At 71.9% G+C, this 21974-nt stretch carries 13 protein-coding genes; 7 read left to right on the top strand and 6 right to left on the bottom strand.

The window, feature by feature from the left end:
• Positions 1-55: 55 nt before the first annotated feature.
• The 5 genes from WMF22_RS13135 (at position 56) to WMF22_RS13115 (ending at position 6297) form a co-directional block, all read left to right on the top strand.
• Positions 56-1333 (top strand): peptidogalycan biosysnthesis protein, encoded by a 1278-nt coding sequence (locus WMF22_RS13135; protein ID WP_438035980.1) that lies wholly within the window; start codon positions 56-58, stop codon positions 1331-1333.
• Positions 1334-1383: 50 nt separating this feature from the next.
• Complete coding sequence (locus WMF22_RS13130; RefSeq protein ID WP_438035979.1) at positions 1384-3813, top strand: lantibiotic dehydratase; 2430 nt, start codon at positions 1384-1386, stop codon at positions 3811-3813.
• Positions 3814-3823: 10 nt separating this feature from the next.
• On the top strand, positions 3824-5008 hold the full coding sequence (locus tag WMF22_RS13125) for a M20 aminoacylase family protein (protein ID WP_438035978.1): 1185 nt from the start codon (positions 3824-3826) through the stop codon (positions 5006-5008).
• Positions 5005-5175: a hypothetical protein gene (locus WMF22_RS13120; protein ID WP_438035977.1), complete on the top strand. Its 171-nt coding sequence runs from the start codon at positions 5005-5007 to the stop codon at positions 5173-5175. The genes WMF22_RS13125 and WMF22_RS13120 overlap by 4 nt, the downstream gene beginning before the upstream one ends.
• Positions 5176-5316: 141 nt before the next feature.
• Entirely contained in the window at positions 5317-6297 is a 981-nt protein-coding gene (locus WMF22_RS13115) for a hypothetical protein (RefSeq protein ID WP_438035976.1), read from the top strand.
• A gap of 70 nt (positions 6298-6367) precedes the next feature.
• On the opposite strand, the gene WMF22_RS13110 is transcribed toward WMF22_RS13115, so the two are convergent.
• The 4 genes from WMF22_RS13110 to glgX all read right to left on the bottom strand — a co-directional run bounded on the left by WMF22_RS13110 (position 6368) and on the right by glgX (position 13591).
• On the bottom strand, positions 6368-7222 hold the full coding sequence (locus WMF22_RS13110) for an alpha/beta fold hydrolase (RefSeq protein WP_438035975.1): 855 nt from the start codon (positions 7220-7222) through the stop codon (positions 6368-6370).
• A 233-nt stretch (positions 7223-7455) separates the two neighbouring features.
• Positions 7456-9192 (bottom strand): ATP-binding protein, encoded by a 1737-nt coding sequence (locus tag WMF22_RS13105; RefSeq protein ID WP_438035974.1) that lies wholly within the window; start codon positions 9190-9192, stop codon positions 7456-7458.
• Between the two features lie 113 nt (positions 9193-9305).
• The gene (locus tag WMF22_RS13100) at positions 9306-10871 is read right to left on the bottom strand and encodes a serine/threonine-protein kinase (RefSeq protein WP_438035973.1); all 1566 of its coding nucleotides are present in this window, start codon (positions 10869-10871) and stop codon (positions 9306-9308) included.
• Positions 10872-11257: 386 nt separating this feature from the next.
• Complete coding sequence (gene glgX, locus WMF22_RS13095; RefSeq protein ID WP_437299427.1) at positions 11258-13591, bottom strand: glycogen debranching protein GlgX; 2334 nt, start codon at positions 13589-13591, stop codon at positions 11258-11260.
• Between the two features lie 303 nt (positions 13592-13894).
• Between glgX and WMF22_RS13090 the strand changes: the two genes are divergently transcribed.
• Positions 13895-15547 (top strand): 4-alpha-glucanotransferase, encoded by a 1653-nt coding sequence (locus WMF22_RS13090; RefSeq protein WP_438035972.1) that lies wholly within the window; start codon positions 13895-13897, stop codon positions 15545-15547.
• A 231-nt stretch (positions 15548-15778) separates the two neighbouring features.
• Positions 15779-17083, top strand: a complete 1305-nt coding sequence (locus WMF22_RS13085) for an ammonium transporter (protein ID WP_437301559.1) — start codon at positions 15779-15781, stop codon at positions 17081-17083.
• Between the two features lie 105 nt (positions 17084-17188).
• On the opposite strand, the gene WMF22_RS13080 is transcribed toward WMF22_RS13085, so the two are convergent.
• On the bottom strand, positions 17189-17908 hold the full coding sequence (locus tag WMF22_RS13080; RefSeq protein ID WP_438035971.1) for a hypothetical protein: 720 nt from the start codon (positions 17906-17908) through the stop codon (positions 17189-17191).
• A gap of 98 nt (positions 17909-18006) precedes the next feature.
• Complete coding sequence (locus tag WMF22_RS13075) at positions 18007-21909, bottom strand: protein kinase domain-containing protein (RefSeq protein ID WP_438035970.1); 3903 nt, start codon at positions 21907-21909, stop codon at positions 18007-18009.
• Positions 21910-21974: the final 65 nt, after the last annotated feature.

Genomic DNA, 21974 nt, shown 5'->3' with positions numbered 1-21974 from the left:
GCGGGGCCGGCGCGCCTCTTCGCGGCGCTCGGGTGCAACGAAAGGAACGCCATCGGTGAGATTGACGACGACCATCTGCACATCCCTCGACGCCGTGGACGACGCGGAGCTCGACAACGTCACGGCGGAAGCGGACGTGTTCCTCGATCGCCGCTGGCTGCGGATGCTCGACACGCTGGATCTGGCGCCGCTCGTCCGGGGGGAGCTGTCCCTGCGTTATGTCCTGGTGCGCGAGGGGACCCGCCTCATCGCCGTTTGCCCGTTCCTCGTCACGCGCAGTCGCTCGATCTACTATCATTATTCGCTGGAGAAGTTCTTCTTCGTCTCCTGGCAGGACGAGCTCGTCAGGATGAACCCAGAGAGCGCGCGCTGGAGCCAGTGGGTCGTCCGGGCGGTCAACGCCTACCGGGCGTTCGCGCGGGCGGCCCGCTCGGGGATCGACGGGTGGGTGCTCGCCGCGAGCCCGCTCAGCTACCGTGGGGGCATCGCCGTGGCGCCCGTCGATCCGGCGGCGGTGCAGGAGGCGCACCGCGCGGTGCTCGACGCGCTCAAGGAGGAGGCGCAGAGAGAGCGGCTGCCGCTCTGCTTCTATGGCGTCGACGCCGAGCGCGCCGAGCTCAGGAGATCGCTTCGCGGGAGCGGGTTCGAGGAGGTCTTCCTCGTCTATGACAACCGGCTGGACACCGAGTTCAAGGCCTTCGACGACTACCTCGCGCGCTTCCGGAGCAAGGAGCGAAAGTCCTTCAGGCGCGACATGAGGATGGTCGGCGAGGCCGGTGTACGATTCACCGTGACGCCGGATTTCGGCTCCCTGGGCGGCGATCTCGAGCGCCTCTACGAGACGACGTACTCGAAATACGGTGAGGAGCACTTCCGTCACCCAAAATCGTTCTGGGCTCGGCTCGAGCGCCACCTCGGCCCGAGGGCGGAGGCGATCGTGGCGCGCAACGGCTCCACCGTCGTCGGCTTCGCCTCGATCCTCCACAAGGGGGACGACCTCTGGGTCTACCGCGTAGGCCGCACCGAGGATCAGGGGCTGGACGACTCGCCGCTGTATTTCAGCCTCGTCTTCTACGAGCCGATCAAGCGCGCCGTGGCGCTCGGCGCCAAGCGGATATGGCTCAGCGGCGGCACGTGGAAGACGAAGCGACGCCGCGGCGCGGTGGGTCACCCCCTGTACAGCTACATGTGGTTCCCCTCCTCGTGGTCACGAGCGCTCCTCATGCCCTACCTGTCCCTGTTCTCGCAGATAAGTCACGCCGAGATGACCAAGGTCGTCGCCCCGCCGAGCGCCCCGGAGACGGGATCCCCGGAGGCTTCGGGCGACGCGTGAGACACGCGCGGCGCCGCCCGCACCAGGCTCCATGCCACGGATGAGAAATCATGTCTGTCACGATGAGACTCGCCGCCGAAGCGCCTGCTTCAGACATTGAGGGCCAGGCGCGCCGCCCGTCCGAGCAGGACGTCGAAGGCGGCGCGTCGAGCCACCTGGTGCCGCTGGCCGGTGGACCGTTCGGGTTGTGGCCTGTCGCGTGTGTTCGCGGCGCGGGGTTCGCGGCGCAGACCATCCTGTCGCTCGCGGCCCCCGGGACCGCCGCCATGCTCGACAGGGTGCTCGACGCCGGAGGGGCCGCCCCGGCGAAGAGCGTGATCCACGCGGATCTGCAGCGCTCGTTCGAGGTGGAGACCGCGCGTGTCAGCGAGGCGCTGCGTGCGGCGGTGCAGGACGACCGGTTCCGCGAGGCGGTGGTCTGGCAGAACCGGCGCGCCCTGCACACGGGGCTCGACGGCCTCCTGCGCAAGCCGCCCGGCCACCGGGACAAGAAGACGCGGCAGAGAGAGGCGCTCGTCGCCTCCTACCTGCAACGTTATTGCGTCAAGAACGACTCCATCGGCTTCTTCGGGCCCATCGGCTGGTGCCGGATCGGCCTCGGCCCCGAGGCGATCGCCGCCCGGCCCGGGCCAGGCCTGCTCGCCGCGCGGAGGGTCTACTTCGAGAGCTGGGCCATCGACGCGATCGCGTCGCGGTTGAGCGCGGACCCGGACCTCAGGCCGTTCGCGGCGCCCCGGCTGCTCCCCTACATCCGCGTCGATGGGGGCGCTCTGCAGGTGCCGACCGTCGGAGCGATGCCGCTCACGCCGGCGCAGGCTGCGGTCCTCGAGGGCTGCGACGGCGTGACCACCGCGAGGGCGCTCGCGCGGCGGCTCACCAGCGACCCGTCGCTCGGGCTCGGCGGTGAAGCGGAGGTGTTCGAGATCCTCGACAGGGCGTGCGCGATGGGCGTCATGGCCTGGGACTTCGAGGTCGCGCTCCAGCTGTCGCCGGAAGAGGCGCTGCGGCGCGCGCTCGCGGGGATCGAGGATCAGGCGCTCCGCGAGCGCGCGCTCCTGCCGCTCGACGAGCTCGAGCGGGCGCGCGACGAGGTCGCCGCCGCGGCCGGCGACTCCCGGGCGCTCGACGCCGCCATGACGCGCCTGGAGGACACGTTCCACCGGCTGACCGGCGCGGCCACGACGCGCTCCGATGGGGAGATGTACGCGGCGCGCACGCTCGTCTACGAGGATTGCAGGCGCGATCTCGACCTGGAGATCGGCGCTCCGCTGCTCCAGAAGCTCGCTCCGCCGCTGTCGCTCCTGCTGCTCAGCGGCCGCTGGGTGACCTACGAGGTCGCGCGCCGTTACCTCGGGGTGCTGCGGGACCTGTTCGAGCGGCTCTCGGCGCAGCAGGGCGGCGGCCCGGTCGAGCTCACGGTGTTCCACAAGGCCCTCGCCGAGATCGAGCCGTGGATGCGGGAGATGCGCGGCATGCCGGAGTGGGTCGGAGAGGTGCAGCGCGAGCTGCAGCGCCGCTGGGCCGAGATCCTCGGGGTGCCGTCCGGCGCGCGCTCCGTCGAGCGGGATCCGGCCGCGCTGCTGGCGGACGTGCGGCGCGCGTTCGACGTGCCGCGCCCGGGCTGGGCCAGGGCTCGTTATATGTGCCCCGATCTGATGATCGCGGCCAGGGACGTGGAGGCCCTACGCCGGGGGGAGTGCGAGCTCGTCATGGGCGAGATGCACCTGACGCACACGCTGACGGCGTCCTGCTTCGCTTTCCAGCACCCGTCGATGCGCGGGCTCATCGATCTCTGGGAGCTCGACAACCCGGCCCCGAGCGTCATCCCCGTGCTGCCGAAGGCGCAATGGTGCCAGCGCATCAACGAGATCGCCCTGGGCTCCGGGGACTTCCGCTATGCGTTCTCGCCGGAGCCTTCTCCCGCGCCTGCGGCGCGGACGCTGCGCGTGGCGGATCTCGTCGTGGTGGACCAGGACGGGGCGCTGGAGGTCCACGCGCGGGGCGGCGGCTACCGCGGCGGCCTCCTCGATTTCATGGGCATGATGCTCTCGTCGATGGTCACCAACGCCCTCGACGTCCTGCCGGCCGAGGACCACACGCCGCGGCTCAAGATCGGCGATCTCGTGGTCGCGCGCGAGCGCTGGCGCTTCGTCGCGTCGCAGGTGACCTTCGCGCGCGAGGAGGAGCCGCTCGCTCGCTGGCTCGCGGCGCGGCGCTGGCAGCGCGCGCACGGGCTGCCGCGGTTCATCTTCCTCAAGTCGCCCTTCGAGGCCAAGCCGTACTACGCGGACCTCGACAGCCCGATCTTCGTGGACACCCTCGCCAAGATCCTCCGGCGCGCCGGCGAGCTGGACGCGTCGGCGAAGGTGAGCGTCTCCGAGATGCTGCCGTGCATCGATGATCTCTGGCTGACGGACGCGGACGGCAAGCGGTATACCTGCGAGCTGCGGCTCGTCACCTTCGACGCCAAGGGACTCTAGGACCTTCGCCATGCCCACCATCCCTCGAATCGACGCCCTCCACACTGAAATGACCGCGTGGCGCCGTGACCTCCACGCCCACCCCGAGACCGCGTTCGAGGAGGCCCGCACCGCGGACTTCGTGGCGGAGAAGCTCTCGTCCTTCGGCGTGGAGGTCCACCGCGGCCTCGCGAAGACCGGCGTCGTGGGCACGCTGAGGGCCGGGTCCGGCCGCCGCGCCATCGGGCTCCGGGCGGACATGGACGCGCTGCATGTCCACGAGGCGAATGCGTTCGCCCATCGCTCGCGGAACGAAGGGAGGATGCACGCCTGCGGCCACGACGGGCACACGACGATGCTCCTCGGCGCCGCCAGGCACCTCGCCGAGACGAGGGCCTTTGACGGCACCGTCCACTTCATCTTCCAGCCCGCCGAGGAGAACGAGGGGGGCGGCCGCGTGATGGTCGAAGATGGCCTGTTCGAGAAGTTCCCGGTGGAGGCCGTCTTCGGCATGCACAACTGGCCTGGCATTCCCACCGGCCAGTTCGCCGTGATGCCCGGGATCATGATGGCGAGCTTCGATATCTTCGAGATCAAGATCACGGGCCGCGGCGCCCACGCGGGGATGCCTCACCACGGCGTCGATGCGATCGTCGCGGGGAGCGCGCTCGTGCAGGCGCTGCAGGCGATCGTGAGCCGCGGCGTGAGCCCGGTCGACGCGGCGGTGGTCAGCGTCACGCAGTTCCACGCCGGCGACACGTGGAACGTGCTCCCGGACGAGGTCACGCTGCGCGGCTCGGCGCGGGCGCTCAAGCCCGAGGTGCAGGCGCTCGTCGAGGGCGCCATACGCCGCGTCTGCGACGGCATCGCCGCCGCTCATGGCTGCAAGGTCACGGTGCGGTACGAGCGCCGCTACCCGCCCATCATCAACACACCGAAAGAGGTCGCCATGGCGATCGCGGCGATGACGCAGGTGATCGGCGGTGACAAGGTGCTCACCGACATTCAACCCACGATGGGCGCCGAGGACTTCGCGTTCATGCTGCGCGAGAGGCCCGGCGCCTACGTCTGGCTCGGCAACGGCGTCGCCGGCGAGAGCCGCATGCTGCACAACCCTGGTTACGACTTCAACGACGCGATCCTGCCCATCGGCGCGAGCTACTGGGTGACGCTCGTCGAGCAGACGCTGTCGAAGGGGGCCCTCGCCTCGCCGTGAGCGTCGACCCGACGGTGGTGCCTTCGCGCGTGGTCCCCGAGCGCCGCGCCGTCGTCCAGCACGAGCGCTCCGACATGACAGGTGCCGCCTTCGAGCGCCGGTCCGCCGCCACGCGCGATATCCAGGGCGCAACGAGCGGCGGCGACTCCACCCTCGACGGAGGCTGACGCCACAGCGGCCCTCCGTAGACTGGATTGCGGTCCATCCTGACAGGTGAGGTGATGTCGCGTCGCCTACCCTGGCGGGCATCGTGATGGCGCGATCGACGCGAGTGTTCGCGACGATGCGCCGCCGCGAGGAGGCAACCCATGCCCGCGAACCGCTCTCCGCTCGCCGCGATCGCGCTCCTGTCGCTGCTCGCGCTCCCTGCCTGCTCCGCCGACGATCCGCCTGCCAGCGCCGAGGCTCCGCCCGCCGCTGCCCCGCTCTCGCACGGCGATGCCTCGGACGACGGTTGCCTGCGCTTCCCGCGCACGGTGGGCGGCCTGGGCGCCGGCTTCGAGGCGCCGGAGAGCGCCTATTGGGACGAGGGGACGGAGGCGTGGTACGTCGCCAACATGGCCGGCGTCCCTGACGAGATGCTCGAGAGGCCCAGGTTCAAGGACGGTCGCGGCTGGATCAGCAAGCTCGACCGGTGCGGCAACATCGTCGAGGCGAAGTGGCTGTCGGGGATGAACGCGCCCAAGGGCATCCGCGTCGCGCAGGGCAAGCTGTACACCTCCGACATGGATGAGCTCTTGATCATCGATCTCGCCACCAGGGACGTGCGCAGGATCCCGGCGCTCGGCGCGATCTTCCTCAACGATCTCGCGCTCGCCGAGGATGGCACCGTCTATATAAGCGACAGCTTCACCCGCACCGTGTGGCGCTGCAAGGAGGAACGATGCGCCCCCTTCTTCTGGTCCCCGCTCCTCAACGTTCCAAACGGCCTGCTCGTGGACGGCGACAAGCTGGCCATCGTCACGCTCGGCACGTTCAGGGATCCTTCCTCGCTGGGCCAGGTCTGGATGCTCGATCTCGAGAGCAAGGAGCTCACGCGGTTCGGGACGCTCGAGGCGAAGCTGGACGGCATCGAGCGATACAGGGATGGATACCTCGTCTCGGTGAACGCGCCCCCGGCCGTCTACTGGGTCACGGCGACGAGCTCGACCCTGGTGCGTGATTTCAGGGCCGACGGGCTCACCGCCATCAACGACATCGGGCTCGATCCCGCCCGGAGGGTGGTCGCGGCGCCGGCGTTCTTCCAGCACACGGTGACGTTGTTCCGGGTGCCGAGAAACCCTCGGTAGCGCCGAGGTCGGTCCGTCCGACAGATCCGAGCGACGACGTCCTCGCCGCGGCGCTCCCCGCGGTCGTCGGTCACGACGTGCTGCGCACGAAGGCCGCGACGTGCTGGGCCGTGGATTCCGGGTGCTCGTGGTGCGGCCCGTGGCCGGCCCGCGGGTAGGTCAAGAGCTGCACCGTCGGCAGCTGCTGGTTGAGCGCGTACCAGTTCTCGACCGGAAAGATGATGTCGTGATCCCCGCCGACATGCAGGATCGGAAGGTGGGTGACCTTCAAGGCCTCCAGCACGGCATCGGCGGGGAAGAGCGGGCTGTGCGGCCTGTTGCCGAGGTAGGCAACGGCCCAGTCGACGGGGACGGGGACGCTGCGATCCTGCGTTCGCTGCGCGATGCGGCCGACCGAGCGCCGCGCGGCCTCCCGGCTCGCCGGGGACCGCGGCTCGAAGAACAGGATGATCTCCTCGTCCAGGCCGTACGAAGCAATCGCCGCCGTGTCGTAGAACAGCTGCTCTGCGGGCTTGACGTTCGGACCGGGCGGCGCGGTGCCGATCAGGACAGCGTGGCTGAGCCGCTCCGGAAACATGGCCACCGCGACCTGGGCAGCCAGCCCGCCGAGCGACCAGCCGCCGATCACCACGTCCTTCAGGTCCAGCGCCTCGATCAGGTCCATCGCGTCCCTGGCGAGCGAGGGAGGGGCGTAGCTCCTCTCGCCCGTCGAGAGGCCGAGGCCGCTGTAATCGAACGTGATCACCCGGAAGCCGTGGGCCGCCAGGGCGTCGAGGAAGGCGGGATCCCAGACATCCATGTTGCCGCGGAAGCGCGTGCACAGCACGATCGGCTTTCCCACCCCCACGGAGCGATAGGCGATTTTCCGGCCGCTCGACTCGACAAACTGGTTGGGCGCGGTGACGGCGCTGGAGATTGCATTCATGACACGGCTCCTTGACATGGGTCCTCGGAGCGGACGATGTACCGCGACACGGCCGGCGCAGAGAACCCGACCAAGGTCGGGTGTCGAGGTCAGGCCCCGTTGCCTGGATCGCGCGGGCGGCGCGGCGGGCGCGGACCGCCCTCCGCCAGGCGAGCGCCTCACGGATCGCGCGAATCAGCTCCTCGGCGCGGAACGTCTCGGTGAGGAGCTCGAGGCCACGGACGCCTCCGTGATCACGGCGCCACCTCGATAGCGAACTGGAACGTCACCCCGAAGGTCTCGTTCTCGCTCGCCCACAGCTTGCCGCCGTGCCGCTCGATGATCGAGCGGCTGATCGACAGGCCCATGCCGAGGCCGCTCTCCTTGGTGGTGTAGAACGCGTCGAACAGGCGCGCCTTGTCGTTCCCGACGCCGAACCCGACGCCGGCGTCCTCGACCGCGACGAGCACGAAGGACCCGCTCGATCGCCGCTCGACGAGCGAGCTCACCACCACGCGGCGCCGCGCCGGGGGCACGTCCTTCGAGGCCTCGCCCGCGTTGAGCAGCAGGTTCAGGACCACCTGCTGCAGCAGCACGGGATCGCCCGGCACCTGCGGCAGATCGTGGAGCAGCACCTGCCGGACGGAGATGCCGTGACGCCCGAGCTCCGGGGCCACGAGCGGGACGACCTCGCGGATGACGTCGTTGAGGCTGCACAGGCGGTGATGGGGCGCCGATCGTGACAGCAGCGAGCGGATCCGCAGGAGCACCTGGCCTGCGCGCTCCCCGTCGCCGACGATCGCGGTGAGCGACGCGCGCACCTTCTCGAGGTCGGGCGGATCGGCGGCGAGCCAGTTGAGCGCGGCGTTCGCGTCCGCGACGATCGCCGCGAGCGGCTGGTTCACCTCGTGGGCGATCGAGGCCGCGAGCTCGCCGAGGGTCGTCACGCGCGTGACGTGCATGAGGGCCGCCTGCGCTTGCTGCAGCTCGTCGGCCGCGCGCCTGCTCGCCGTGATGTCCGTCGCGGCGCCGACGAGCTCGATCCTCCCGGAGGCGGCGACGCGCATCCCGCCGAGGACGCGGACCAGCTTCACCGACCCGTCGTCCATCACGAGGCGGTGCTCGTAGTCGAAGGTGGCGCCGTCGCGCAGCGCCTGCCGCACGATGTCCGCGACCCGCTCGCGGTCGCCCGGGTGGATGCGGCTGGACAGCTGCGCCAGCGTGGGTCGGGGCTTGCGCGGGAAGCCGACGATCTCGCAGGTGCCGTCGGACATGGTGAACTCCCGGCTCTCGATGTCATAACCGAAGCTCCCGGTGCGGCTGAGGCGCTCCGCCTCGGCGCGGTAGGCCTCGCTGCGCCGGAGCGCCTCCTCCGCCTGGCTGCGCTCGATCGCGATGCTCGTCACGTGCGCGCACCGCTCGAGCAGCTCGAGGTCCGCCGTCGTCGGCGTCCGCGGCTCCGTCGCGTAGATGCCGAACGCGCCGAGCGCCCGGCCGTCGGACGACAGCATGGGCACCGACCAGCAGGCGCGGAGGCCGTGAGCCAGCGCCTGCGCCCGGAAGAGAGCCCCGAGCGGATCCGCCTCGATGTCGGCGATGACCACCCGCTCCCGACGCCACACCGCGGTGCCGCACGAGAACGCCTCGGGGCCGATCGCGGCGCCGTCGATGACCTCGGTGTAGCTCCGCGGCAAGGTCACCGCCGCGGCGTGGCGCAAGGTCCGCCCGTCCTCGTCGAGCAGCAGGATCGAGGCGTGCAGGCCGCTCGCGGCGCCTTCCACGAGGCGGACGACGCCCTCGAGGATGGCGGACGTCGGTACGCCGCGGGCGAGCATCTCCAGGAGGCGCTGCTCGCCGGCGATCCGCGCGCGGGCCCGCTCTTGCTCCTCGCTGTCGCCGTCGGCGCCCCGCGACGTCCCAGGGGCGCCGCGGTCGTCGGGATCCCGATCGGCGCGCAGGGTGGCTTCGGAAGGACGCGACGGGAGGCTCATATCCGACGCGGACTATACCGCGCCTCGCCCGCTCGGAGCCGCGAGCGAAGGCCTCCTTCGGGGCCCTGGCCCCTGGACTCGCGTGGCAGAGGATCCGTCGCGCGAGTCGACGCTCAGAAGATCGCGCTCTTCTGTGTTCCTGCCTCTCGCTTCCGCGCGGGCGCTTTGCCGGTGCTCGCCGGCGCGCCGGGCGCACGGACGGTGCGCGCCGCGGCCGGCCTCGGCGCGGGCGCCGGAGACGTCGGGACGGCGCGCGCCGCGGCGGATGATCTCGGCGTGGACGCCGGAGGCGTCGGGATGGGGCTCGCCGCGGCCGGCAGCGGCGCGGGCTCCGCAGGCTGCGGGACGGGGGGCGGCGTCGTCGCGGGCCCGGCCGCGGGAACCGTCGAGGTCGCGCCCGCCTGGGGTGCCGCAGGCGCCTGCGCGACGAGAGCGCCGCGGGCAGCGGCGAGCACCTCGCCGCTGATCACCCGCAGCTCGGCGGCGGCCTCCAGGCGCTGCGAGGACAGCGCGGTGGTGAGCAGAAGCCCCAGCCCGAGCGCCACGACGAGGCCAGCCGCCGCGAGGTGCAGCCCGGTCCGTCGAACCGGCGCGGCGGGCGCCGGCGCGCTCGGCGCGGCCGAAGGGCCGACCGCGGCCACGAAGGCGGAGATCATCGGCTCGATCGAGGGGAACCGCTCCGCCGGATCCAGCGCGAAGGCGCGGGCGAACCACGTCTCCAGCTCCGGCGGCGCGCCGGGGCACAGCGTCGACAGCGGGGGGCGCGCGCCCGCGAGGATAGAGGAGAGCACATCGGCGATGGTGCGGCCGGCGAACGGCTGCTGGCCGGTGAGCGCAACGTGCGCGACCACCGCGAGGGCCCACATGTCGAGCTGCGGGTCCGCGTGCCCGTCGCACGTGTGCTCCGGGCTGAGGTAGCCCGGCGTGCCCAGCACCACGCCCTCCGCGGTCTGGCGCGGGAAATCGGCCGCCAGATCCTGGCGGATCCACTTGGCGATCCCGAAATCGGCGACCTTGGCGCGCAGGCGCCCGTCGCGCCCCTCGCGGAGCAGGATGTTCGACGGCTTGATGTCGCGGTGCACGATCCCGAGGCCGTGCGCCACCGAGAGGGCCTCTCCGATCTGACGGAGGAGCGCGGCCAGCTCGGCCGCGGGCACCGGCCCTCGCTCGTGGATCAGCTGCCGGAGGGATCGGCCGCGCACGTACTCCATGACGAGGTACGGGCCCGCCTCGGGATCCTCACCGGCGTCGTGCACCGTGACGATGAAATCGGTCTTCCGCCCGAGCTGGGCCGCGACCTGCGCCTCGAAGCGGAAGCGCTCCATCGCGTCGATGGCCAGGTTGTGGCGCGGGAGCACGAGGAACTTGAGCGCGACCTCGAAGCGCCGGACGCTGTCGTGCGCGCACCACACCTCGCCCATCGCGCCCTGGCCGAGCGGATGCACGAGCCGGTACCGCCCGGCCACCACACGGCCCGGAAGGAGCGCGGAGCGCGCCCCGTCCCGCCCTGCGCCGGCCGCCGCAGGAGGACCGAGCGGCGCAGGCTGCCCGCCCAGCGTGGTGGCGTCGCGCGCGGCGTCTCTCGCCGAGGAATCGGGCGGTCGCTCCAGGGAGGGCGGCTGCAGCACACCGGTGATCTTCGTGCCGCCGCCGTTTCCCGGACCGGTCGATACGTCCATGGGACAACGACCTGAGGAGAGAGGCGACGACATGACCTCAGCGTATCGCGAATGCGGATGCCTTTGAACGGCGAACGCCCCGCCCTCCTCGCGCACGTGCACGTGAAGGCCCACGCGGCAGCGTCGCGAGGCGCAGCGCTGCTGTACTTGTTGATGGTTGGCGCCGAGGGTACGGGCCACGGACGCCGCCCGCCGCACCGGAGCAGCAGCGCCCCCCTCATGCCCCCCGGTCCGCCGCCGATGTGCGCGTCCAGGCCGCGACACAACATCGGCTGCACCGCACGACACCGGTCGCGCGACACGGGTTCGCGTGGCCTGAACGTGATCGAACAGCGCTTCACGGGTGACATCAACGCATCGCCGTCTGAGAGAGAGCGCCGGGGCGACTACGCCCGCTGCGCCTTCACCCGCTTGACCTTCTTCTTCTCCTTGCGCTCCAGGAGCCGCAGCACGGCCACGGACCGGTCGACGAGCAGGTAGCGCTCTCCCCCTGCCCTCGCGGGCACCGTGCGCGCCGGCTCCCCGGCGGTGCGGGTGTCGACGAGCACCTCCCACCGCTCGCCGAACTCGATCGCGGGCAGCACGAACTCCAGCGGCGAGTGGTTCGCGTTGATGAGCACGAGCAGCGTGTCGCCGGAGATCGGCTCGGCGCGCGGACCGAGCGCCGACAGGGCGTCGCCCCCGAGCAGGTAGCCGATCGCCCGGGCGTTCGGGTGGGTCCAGTCCTCCGGCGTCATCTCGGCGCCGTCGGGGCGGAACCACACGATGTCCTTGAGCCCGCTCCCGTGCACGTAACCGCCCGAGAAGAACATCCGCCGGCGCAGCACGGGCTGGCTGCGACGCAGGGCGATGAGGCGGCAGGTGAACTCGAAGAGCTGCTTCCGCCGCTCGTCGAGGTCCCAGTCGTGCCAGGAGAGCTCGTTGTCCTGGCAGTAAGCGTTGTTGTTGCCGAGCTGCGTCTTTCCGATCTCGTCGCCGGCGTTGATCATCGGCACCCCCTGCGAGAGGAGGAGCGTCGCGAGGAGGTTGCGCTTCTGTCGCTCGCGCAGCTCGACGACAGCGGGGTCGCTGGAGGGGCCCTCGACACCGTGGTTGTAGCTGTGGTTGTTGTTCGTGCCGTCCCGGTTGCACTCGCCGTTCGCCTCGTTGTGCTTCTCGTTGTACGAGACGAGATCGTTCAGCGTGAAGCCGTCGTGCGCCGTCACGAAATTGATGCTCGCGTAAGGGCGGCGCCCGCTGGACGCGTACAGATCGCTCGACCCGGTGAGCCGGTAGCCGAGGTCGGCCGCCAGCAGATCTCCCTTCCAGAAGCGGCGCACCGAGTCGCGGTAACGATCGTTCCACTCCGTCCAGAGGACCGGAAAATTGCCGACCTGATAGCCGCCCTCGCCCACGTCCCACGGCTCCGAGATGAGCTTCGTGCGCGAGAGGACCGGATCCTGATGGATGATGTCGAAGAACGAGCTCAGGCGGTCGAAGTCATGGTGACCGCGGGCGAGGGCCGACGCGAGATCGAAGCGGAAGCCGTCGACGTGCATCTCGGTCACCCAGTACCGCAGGCTGTCCATCACCAGCTGGAGCGTCTGATAATGACGCGTGTTCACCGTGTTCCCGCAGCCCGTGAAGTCCATGTAGTAGCGCGGGTTGTGCGGCACGAGCCGGTAGTAGGTCCAGTTGTCGATCCCCTTCAGGGAGAGCGTCGGGCCGAGGTGGTTCCCCTCTGCCGTGTGGTTGTACACGACGTCGAGGATCACCTCGATGCCGGCGGCGTGGAGCGCCTTCACCATCGCCTTGAACTCGGTCACCTGCTGGCCGAGCCGCCCGCTCGACGCGTAGCGGCCCGCGGGCGCGAGGTACGCGAGCGTGTTGTAGCCCCAGTAGTTGACGAGGCCGCGCTCCCAGATCTCGCGCTCGCTCGCCATCTCGTGCACGGGGAGCAGCTCGATCGCCGTCACGCCGAGCTTCTTGAAGTGGGCGATCGCCGCCTCGGAGGCGAGCCCGGCGTAGGTGCCGCGCAGCTCCTTCGGGATGCCCGGGTGCCGCTGGGTGAAGCCCTTGACGTGGACCTCGTAGATGATCGTGTCCTGCCAGCGCGTCGCCGGCGGCCGGTCGCCGTCCCACGCGAAGCGGTGGTCGACGACGACGGACTTCGGCGCGCCCCAGGCGCTGTCGCGGTGGCAGATCTCCAGGTCGTCGAGCGGGGCCGGCGGGGGCGGCGGCGTGGAGTCCTTCCCGCGCGCCTCGGCGGCGCGGCGATCGCTCGCCGTCTTGCGCCCGCCCTCGCCCTTCTCGGGCGCCGCGCCGTCCCGGCCCGCCTCCTTGGGCCGGGCAGGGCCGCCCTCGCCGCGCTCGGGGTGCCCCCCGCGGTCGTAGGCGAAGAGCGGCGCCTTCCAGTTCGGCTCGCTGGAGAGCGCGTACGCGTAGGGATCGACGAGGAGCTTCGCCGGGTTGAAGCGCTGCCCGGAGCGCGGGTCGTAGGGCCCGTGCACCCGGTAGCCGTAGAGCTGGCCGGGCTTGAGCCCCGGCACGTAGCCATGGAAGACGTGGGCCGTCCGCTCGGGGAGCTCGATGCGCTCGCGCTCCACGACGTCGTCGACGGCCTCGAAGAGGCAGAGCTCGACCTTGGTGGCGGACTGGGAGAAGAGCGTGAAGTTGACCCCCTCGCCGTCAAAGACGGCGCCGAGCGGGGTGGGCGTGCCGGGCCATATGCGTCTGGTCATCTGAAAAACCTGTGAAGCCGCCCTATTCGCGAGATCGGCGCCGCTGTCGAGAAACAAGCGCGCGCGGCCTGATTTTTCGGCCGCCGCCCCCGGGATCGCCCGCCGTCCGGCCGCTCGGCGGGCCCGCCCTCGCGCCGCGCGCGATGTCGCGGCCCCCTCCCCCTCCTGCGCGAGCTCGGCGGCGGCCGCGGCCTCGGCGGCGGCGCGGCGGCGGTACCGCACGGGCGCAGAAGGAGCATCCAGGGCGGCGCGACCCGGGATAGACTTCGCCCCCGAACGCCTGGAGCCAAGCGAAAAACGCCCATGTCTTCCCCCTCTGCTGAAAATCAGTCCCAGAGCTCATCGTCGCCTTCCGGTCCCGGTTCCGGCGCGCGCCGCCGCATCGCGGGCGTGACGGTGCCGCTCTTCTCCCTGCGCAGCGATCGCTCGTGGGGCATCGGCGAGATCGGCGATCTCCCCGAGTTCGCCGCGTGGATGCGCGCCGCGGGCCTTCGCCTCGTGCAGCTCTTGCCGCTCGGCGAGGTGTCGGGGGGCGAGACGTCGCCGTACATGGCGCTCTCCGCGTTCGGGATCGATCCGATGTTCATCTCGCTGTCCGCCGTGCCCGAGCTCCCGGCGGAGCGCCTCGGCGAGGCGCTCGGCGACGACCTCGGGGCGCTCGATCGCGCCCGGAACAGCGCGCGCGTCGACTACGATCTCGTGCGCCGCGTGAAGGGGCGGGCGCTGCGCTTCGCCTTCGACGTGTTCGAGCGCGAGCACCACGCGAAGCAGACGCCGCGCGCGGCCGAGCTCGGCGAGTTCGTGAAGCGGCAGTCGGACTGGCTGCCCGACTACGCGCAGTTCCGCGCGTTCAAGGACGCCTTCGAGGGCAGGGCGTGGTGGGACTGGCCCGAGGCGATCCGCGAGCGCAGGCCGGATGCGCTCGAGGCGCTGCGGCGCGAGCGCGCGCGGGACATCCTCTATTACGAGTACGTCCAGTGGCTCGCGCACGCGCAGTGGGAGGCGGCGCGCGCGGATCTGCGGGGCAAGGGCGTGGAGATCATGGGGGATCTCCCGTTCATGGTGTCGCGCGACAGCGCCGACGTGTGGGCGCACCAGGGCGAGTTCCGGCACGACATGACGGTCGGCGCGCCGCCCGACCAGTTCGACACCGAGGGGCAGCGGTGGGGGCTCCCGCCGTATTTCTGGGCCCGGATGCGCGAGAACGACTTCGCGTGGCTCAGGCGGCGCTGCCGCTACACGGGGCTGCTCTACGACCGGTTCCGCATCGATCACCTGGTCGGCTTCTACCGGACGTACATCTTCCCGGAGCGAGGGCAAACGCCCCCGGGGGGCGAGCGGCCCAGGGCGACCTTCGATCCCGCGGAGGAGGCGGAGCAGCGCGACCACGGCGATCGGGTCGTGCGGGCGATGCTGGCGGGGGCGGCGGAGACCGGGGCGCAGCTCGTGGCGGAGGATCTCGGCGCGGTGCCGGGGTGGGTCCGGGAGTCGCTCTCGGAGCTCGGGGTGCCGGGCTACAAGGTGCTGATCTGGGAGAAGAACGACGTCGTGTTCCGCGATCCGGCGGAGTATCCGGCGCTCTCGGTGGCCTGCTTCGGGACGCATGACACCGACTCCGTGGTGGTGTGGTGGGAGTCGCGGGACGACCGGGAGCGCGCCGGGGTCCTCGAGCTGCCGCGGCTCGCGCCGCGCCGGCAAGAGCTCGGCCCGCAGTTCACGAAGGAGACCCACCGCGCGCTGCTCGACCTGATCCTCGGCTCGAAGAGCGAGCTCGTGCTGCTGCTCCTCCAGGACGTGCTGGCCACGCGCGATCGGATCAACGTCCCGGGGACCGTGGGGCCGCAGAACTGGTCGCTCCGGCTGCCGGCGCCGCCCGCTGCGCTCGATCGCGATCCCGAGGTGCGGGCCGCGCTCGATCGGGTGCGCGAGAGCATCGAGTCCAGCGGGCGCGGATAACGCTTCATCTCCCGCCGCCTCACGCCCCCCTCGGGCCCACAGGCGATATAGTCTCACTGCAAATTCATCGACCCGCTGCAGGAGCGAGTCGGCCAGCGCGCTGACCGCGGAGGCGCCCACGCGCTGACTCGCTGCGTCGTCGCGGTATGCTTCGTGCTGTCACGAAGTATATGCCGACGAAACATTCCGGAAAACTGCCTTCTCTTAGTGTCGCCGTCGAGGAGGCCACCAGTGAACGAAATCAACGCCTCGGACACCACCTGGCTCCTGGTCTCGTCGGCAATGGTTCTGCTGATGACGCCAGCGCTGGCCCTGTTTTACGGGGGCATGGTCCGAACGAAGAACACGCTCAGCACATTCATGCACAGCTTTTTCGCCATGGGGATCGTGACCCTGGCGTGGGTGACGCTCGGGTACTCGTTGGCGTTCGCCGAATCCAAAGGCGGGTTCATTGGCGGCCTCGACCACGCGTTCCTGAACGGCGTTGGCACCGAGCCGCGCGCCGGGATGACGGTGCCTCACCTCCTGTTCATGGTGTTCCAGATGATGTTCGCCATCATCACACCGGCGCTGATCTCGGGCGCTTATGCCGAGCGCATCAAGTTCTCTTCGTATGTGGTGTTCACGCTGCTCTGGTCGCTCCTCGTCTACAGCCCGCTCTGCCACTGGGTCTGGAACCCTGGCGGGTGGCTCCTCGCGCGCGGCGCGCTCGACTTCGCCGGCGGCACCGTCGTTCACCTCTCCTCGGGCGCGAGCGCGCTCGTGATGGCGATCATGCTCGGCAAGCGCAAGGGCTACCCGACGCGCAAGATCGTGCCGCACAACCTCACCATGACGCTGCTCGGCGCCGGCCTCCTGTGGTTCGGCTGGTTCGGCTTCAACGGCGGCTCCTCGCTCGCGGCGAACGGGCTCGCCTCGGTGGCGTTCGTGAACACGCACATCGCCGCGGCGATCGCGGCGCTCGCGTGGGCGCTGATCGAGGCCGTGCGCTTCGGCAAGCCGTCGCTCCTCGGCGTGGCGTCTGGGCTCGTCGCGGGCCTCGTCGCCATCACCCCGGCGGCGGGCTTCGTCGGCCCGATGGCGTCTGTCGCGATCGGGCTCGCGGCGGGCGGGGTGTGTTACGGCGCCGTGATGCTGAAGGGCAAGCTGGGTTATGACGACAGCCTGGACGCGTTCGGCATCCACGGCGTAGGCGGGCTGCTCGGCGCGCTGCTCACCGGCGTGTTCGCCTCCACGGTGTGGAATTCGGCCGGTCAGGACGGCCTGCTGAAGGGCAACTCGGCGCTGCTCACCGAGCAGGTGATCGCGGCCGCGGTGGCGGCGGCTTACGCGGCGGTGGTCACCTTCGTGCTCGTGAAGGGGATCAGCGCGGTGATGGGCTTCCGGGTCGACGAGGAGATCGAGGACGAGGGCCTCGACGTCGCCCTCCACGGCGAAGAGGCCTACTCGCTCGGCGAGGGCGGCGCGCATGCCGTCGAGAGCGAGCCCCCGGCCAGGCCGGCGCCGGCGCCTGTGCTCGCGCGCGAAGGCGCCTGATCCAGCGCAGCGGAGGCTAGCTCGCGGAGGCCGCCTGGCGGGTGCCAGGCGGCCTTCGTCGTTTTGTCCCCTTGGTAGCCCCCTGCCCTTCCCGGCAGGGAGCGGTCACCTGCACGTGAAGGCGGGCTCGCCGGTCTCCTCGCAGCCGTGCTCGCACGTGACCTTGGCGCACCCGCAGCGGCGCAGCCCTCCGCGGTCGCCGTCGGCGCGCCGGCCGCAGTCCTCGCTCAACGTGCGGCACTCGTCCTGACAGCGCTCCTTCTGGGCCGGCGACGGCGCGCAATCGACGACCGCCGCCCCGCCGGAGGAGCCCGCGCCGCTGCACAGCTCGACGGACGCGACCTGCTCCAGCAGCGGGATGATCCCCCCGATCATGCATTGAGCGTGCGGCTCGCAGACGTGGTCCCGCAGCACCGCCAGCACGCGGACGCGCTGCCCGGTCAGCGCGCGCCAGTCGGGGCCGAGCCATCGCTCGGCGTCCTCGCTCGGCAGCATCCTCCCGGCGATGAGGGGCTGCGAGCCCTTCGTCAGCGCCAGCGTACCGACCCAGCGCTCGCGCGCCGGCGCGTCGCCAGATGGCGCCCCCGCTGTCGGCGGAGACGCCGGCGGCGTGCCGGCGGGCGCGGCGCTCGCGGCGGGCGCCGGCGCAGCGGCCCGCGCCGGTGAGGCGACCCGCGCCGCCGGCGCCGTCGAGGAGGGAGCGCTCTCCGCGCAGCCCATCGCCCAGGCGCAGCACGCGCCGGCCAGCGCCCGGGGAAGCCATCGCCGCGATCCCGCCGAGACGGGGTGGAGCCGCGGGGAGCGCACCGGGATCGTGGAAGGCACAGGACATTTTTACCATACGCCGGCGTGCCTGCGCGCCAGGGCGCGGCGGTCCGGCGGAGCGGGCCGCCCGCCGGCCGCTGCTTGGCGCCCGCGGCGCGTCAGCTCGCGGCGCGCAGCCACTGCCGGGAGAGATCGAGCACGCGCGCGTTCTCGGGGATGTCGAGGAAGCTCGGGCGGTGCGCCGCGGGCAGCGCCTCTGCCCGCGCGAGAAGCCGCTCGCGCGCGCCGGCGATGACCGCGGACGCGCGCTCCCGGTCGCCCGCCGCGTGAAGCGCCTCCGCGTGGACGAGCTCGGCCAGCGTGCTCTTGTACCCCGGCGCGCTCCAGCGCTCGTGGGCCGACGCGACCTCCCGCGCCGTGGCGAGCGCGTCCGCGGCGCGGCCCGCGGCGAGCAGGATCGAGGACAGCAGCGCCTTCGCCCCCACCTGCTCCAGCGGGAACGACGCGAGGAGCTCGATCGCGGCCAGCGCCTCGCGCTCCGCGGCCTCGAGGTCTCCCTCGCGGCGGAGCAGGCTCGCGAGCGCCCAGCGCGCGAACCCTTGCTGCAGCGGGGTGCGCCGCTCGAGCCCCACCCCCAGCATCCTCCCCGTCTCGGCGCGCGCGCGGTCGAGCGCGCCGAGGTCGATCTGCACCTCGATGCACAGGAACGTCCGGAGCCACGAGACCGGCCCGAGCTCTTCCCCCGCGGGCATCGTCTCGCCGAGCTCGCGCTCCGCCCGCCGGAGATCGCCGAGCAGCAGGGCGTTCATCCCGATCGCCACCTGCCCGACGATCGAGCCGCGCCAGTACCCCGCCTGCACGAAGCTCGCGCGCGCCGCCTCGGCCATGCACAGGCCCGTCCACAGGTCCCCGTCCCGCCACGCCTCGTGGAACGCCAGCGCGGTCTGCAGCCACCCGCGCGCGACGGGGTCCCGCTCCGCGACCGGCTCGGTCACCTCGCGCACCCGCCTCGTCAGCGCGTCGGCGAGCCTGAACTCGCCCAGCTGCGCCGCGTAGTAGCTCCCGGCCGCGAGCGCGAACGCCGCCGAGGCGACCCCCTCCGGGGAGAGCTCGACCGCCTGCAGCGTGCGCACCGTCGTCATGAGCTCGTCGAGCCTGCCGAGGTGGATGTCCGCGGTCATCTTCGCGGGCACCGTCCTCACCCAGGGCATGCTCCCCGGCGTCAGGAGGCGCTGCGCCTCGTCGAGGTACAGGAAGGCCTGGTCCCATTCGCTGCGCCACGCGTGGACCTCCGAGAGCACGCCGAGCAAGCTGAGGTGCACCGCGTCCGGCGCGCCGCACTCGAGCCCTCGCCGGGCGCGCGCGATCGCCGCGTCCGGATCGCTCCCCCGGAGCGCCTGCTCGGCGGCGCGCAGGTAGAAGCTCCCGGCGCGCGGGAGGTCCAGCCCGCGCTCGAGGTGCTCGGCGAGCATCGCGGGATCGCTCGCGCCTCGCTCCTCCAGGAAGGCGGCCGCGAGCCGGTGCCCGAGGACGCGATCCGTCTCGGTGAGCATCTCGTAGGCCCCCTCCCGCAGGAGCGCGTGGCGGAACATGAACTCCTCGTCCCCCGGAAAGCGGCTCTCCTTGCGGCGGACGATCACCTCCCCGTCGACCAGCTCCGCGAGCACGTCGTGCGGCGAGACCCACGGCGCCGCGCTCCCGAGGAGGGCGCCGACGCCGCCGCGCCAGAAGACGTCGCCGAACACGCTCGCCGCGCGCAGCACCTTGCGCGCCTCGCCGTCCAGCGCCCCGAGCCGCGCCTGGACCATCGCCAGCACCGTCTCTGGCAGCGCGTCGTCCATCCCCTCGGCCACGGCGCGGATGAGCTCCTCGAGGTAGAACGCGTGGCCATCCGCGTGCGCCACGAGGCGCGCCACGGTCTCCGCGTCCACGTCGTCGCCGAGCGCGTGGCGGACCAGGCGCTCGCAGGCCTTCCGCGGCAGCCGCGTCAGGTGGATCACGTTGAGCGCGCGCCCGCTCCAGAGCGCCGGGAACATCTCGTGGACCTCGGGGCGCGCGAGCCCGAGCACGAAGAACGGCAGCTCGCCGAGCGAGCCGAGCGCCGCGTCGACGAAGCGCACGGTCGGCAGATCGCCCCAGTGCAGGTCCTCGAGCACGAGCACGACGGGGCGCGCTGACGTCTCGGCGGCGAGGAAGTCCTCCCAGGCGCGGCGCATCTGCCGCCCCATCGTCTCCGCGTCCCCCCGGGCCGCGGAGAGCAGCGCGCTCTCCTCGCCCTCGAGCTCGACGCCGGCGATCTCCCCGAGGAACACGGCCACGCGCTCGCGATCGGGGCCGGGGACGTGCCGCGCCACGCGCCCGAGGAGCTTCTGCTTGCGGACCGCGGCGGCCTCGCCGTCCTGGATGCGGCACGCGCAGCGGATCGCCTGCCCGAGCAGGCCGAACGCGGAGCCCACGCGCAGCGGATCGCCGCACGCGGTCCAGATCTCGACGTGCTCGTCGTGCGCGCGGACCGCGCGCGTGAACTCGTGGGCGATCCTGGATTTGCCGATGCCGGGGGGCGCCGTCACGAGGACGGCGCGGGCGATCGGCGCCTCGGCGCACTCGGTGAAGAGCGTCGTCAGCGTGAGCAGCTCGCGCTCCCGCCCGACGAACGCGCACGCCTTGCCGAGCAGCGTCCCGGCGCTCCCCGCGACGTCGCGCTCGCCGTGCAGCTCCCTCCGCTCGCCCTCGCCGGACACCTCGAACCGCGCGCCGAGCAGCCGCGCCGTCACGTCGTCGATCGCGATGGACGGCCCGCCCGGGGCGGGCTGCCGCGCGTGGGCCCGCCTCGCCTCGCACGCGTCGAGCAGCCGCGCGGCCCTGTCGATCGCCTCCCCCACCGGCCGCTGCCTCGCCAGCTGCGCCCGGCCCGTCGAGAGCGCCATCGGCCGGGTCGGGGCCACCTTCCGGAGCGCCAGCGCGCAGCGCGCCGCCCGCGACGCCTGGTCGGTCGCGTCCCTGCCCGCGACGATGGCGACCACGGCGGAGCCGTCGGCGAGCGCTTCCATGTGCCCTCCGTGCGCCTCCACGACCGTCCGCAGCTGCGCCCCCACGGTCACATCGAGCGTCTGATCGAGCGGCGCGGTGTCGGCCGTGGCCGGCGTGGCCTCCCTCCCCACGACCAGCACGGAGAGCAGCCGCCGCTCGCTCGAGGTGAGCGCCTCGGGGCGCTCGAACTCGGCCCCGCGCGCCGAGGCCCCGGCGGCCCGCAGGGTGCTCAGGATCACGGCGGCGGTCGCGCCGTCGGCGATGCGCTCCTCCGGGTCCTTCGCGAGCATCAGGTGGACGACCGCGTCGAGCTGGGCGGGGACCTCGGGGCGGAGCGAGCGTATCGAGGGGACCTCGCCGAACAGGATCTTCGCGAGGATCGCGGGGAGGTTCTCGCCGACGAACACGGGGGCGCCCACGAGGCACTCGAAGAGCACGCAGCCGAGGGCGAACAGGTCGGCGCGCGGCGTGAGCGGGCTGTGCCCGACGCGCGCCTGCTCCGGGGCCATGTACGCCGGCGTCCCGAGGGTGACCCCCGTCAGCGTCATCGGCGTCGCGTCGAGCCGCCGCGCGATCCCGAAGTCCAGGATCTTCACCTGCTCAATCTGCCCGCCCACGAGGAACAGGTTGCTCGGCTTGAGATCGCGGTGGACGATCTCGCGGGCGTGCGCCTCCGCCAGCGCCTCGGCGGCCTTCACGCCGAGCGTCAGCGTCTCTTCGACGGTCAGGCGGCCGCGCAGGAGGCGCCGCGAGAGGTCCTCTCCTTCGAGCCATTCCATGGCGAGATAGGACTTCCCCGCGGAAGTCCTCCCGTGGGCCACGTGCCGCACGATCCCAGGGTGCGAGAGCTCCGACAGGAACCTTGCCTCCCGGTCGAACCGCGCCTCGTGCGCGCCCGCCCCGAGCACCACCTTGAGAGCGACGGTGGCGCCGGTCTCCCGATCGAGCGCCCGGTAAACCTCCCCCATGCCGCCGGAGCCGGCGAGCGCGAACAGCTCGAACCGCTCCCCGACGACGTCACCGACGCGCATGGGTCGAGTATCGCCCGGCGGCGAATCCCCTGTCCAGCGCGGGCGGGGCCCGGGTAGACACGGCA

This window comes from Sorangium sp. So ce204 (assembly GCF_051526795.1).
GTDB lineage: Bacteria > Myxococcota_A > Polyangia > Polyangiales > Polyangiaceae > Sorangium > Sorangium cellulosum_B.
Note: the sequence above shows the minus strand (reverse complement) of the source record. Positions and strands in the feature narration are given on the sequence as shown.

What these genes read in the sequence shown, in the direction of transcription:
- WMF22_RS13130 (WP_438035979.1), top strand. Translation starts at nt 1,384, where the DNA reads ATGTCTGTCACGATGAGACTCGCCGCCGAAGCGCCTGCTTCAGACATT.
- WMF22_RS13125 (WP_438035978.1), top strand. Translation starts at nt 3,824, where the DNA reads ATGCCCACCATCCCTCGAATCGACGCCCTCCACACTGAAATGACCGCG.
- WMF22_RS13075 (WP_438035970.1), bottom strand. Translation starts at nt 21,909, where the DNA reads ATGCGCGTCGGTGACGTCGTCGGGGAGCGGTTCGAGCTGTTCGCGCTC.
- WMF22_RS13115 (WP_438035976.1), top strand. Translation starts at nt 5,317, where the DNA reads ATGCCCGCGAACCGCTCTCCGCTCGCCGCGATCGCGCTCCTGTCGCTG.
- WMF22_RS13110 (WP_438035975.1), bottom strand. Translation starts at nt 7,222, where the DNA reads ATGAATGCAATCTCCAGCGCCGTCACCGCGCCCAACCAGTTTGTCGAG.
- WMF22_RS13105 (WP_438035974.1), bottom strand. Translation starts at nt 9,192, where the DNA reads ATGAGCCTCCCGTCGCGTCCTTCCGAAGCCACCCTGCGCGCCGATCGG.
- WMF22_RS13100 (WP_438035973.1), bottom strand. Translation starts at nt 10,871, where the DNA reads ATGGACGTATCGACCGGTCCGGGAAACGGCGGCGGCACGAAGATCACC.
- glgX (WP_437299427.1), bottom strand. Translation starts at nt 13,591, where the DNA reads ATGACCAGACGCATATGGCCCGGCACGCCCACCCCGCTCGGCGCCGTC.
- WMF22_RS13090 (WP_438035972.1), top strand. Translation starts at nt 13,895, where the DNA reads ATGTCTTCCCCCTCTGCTGAAAATCAGTCCCAGAGCTCATCGTCGCCT.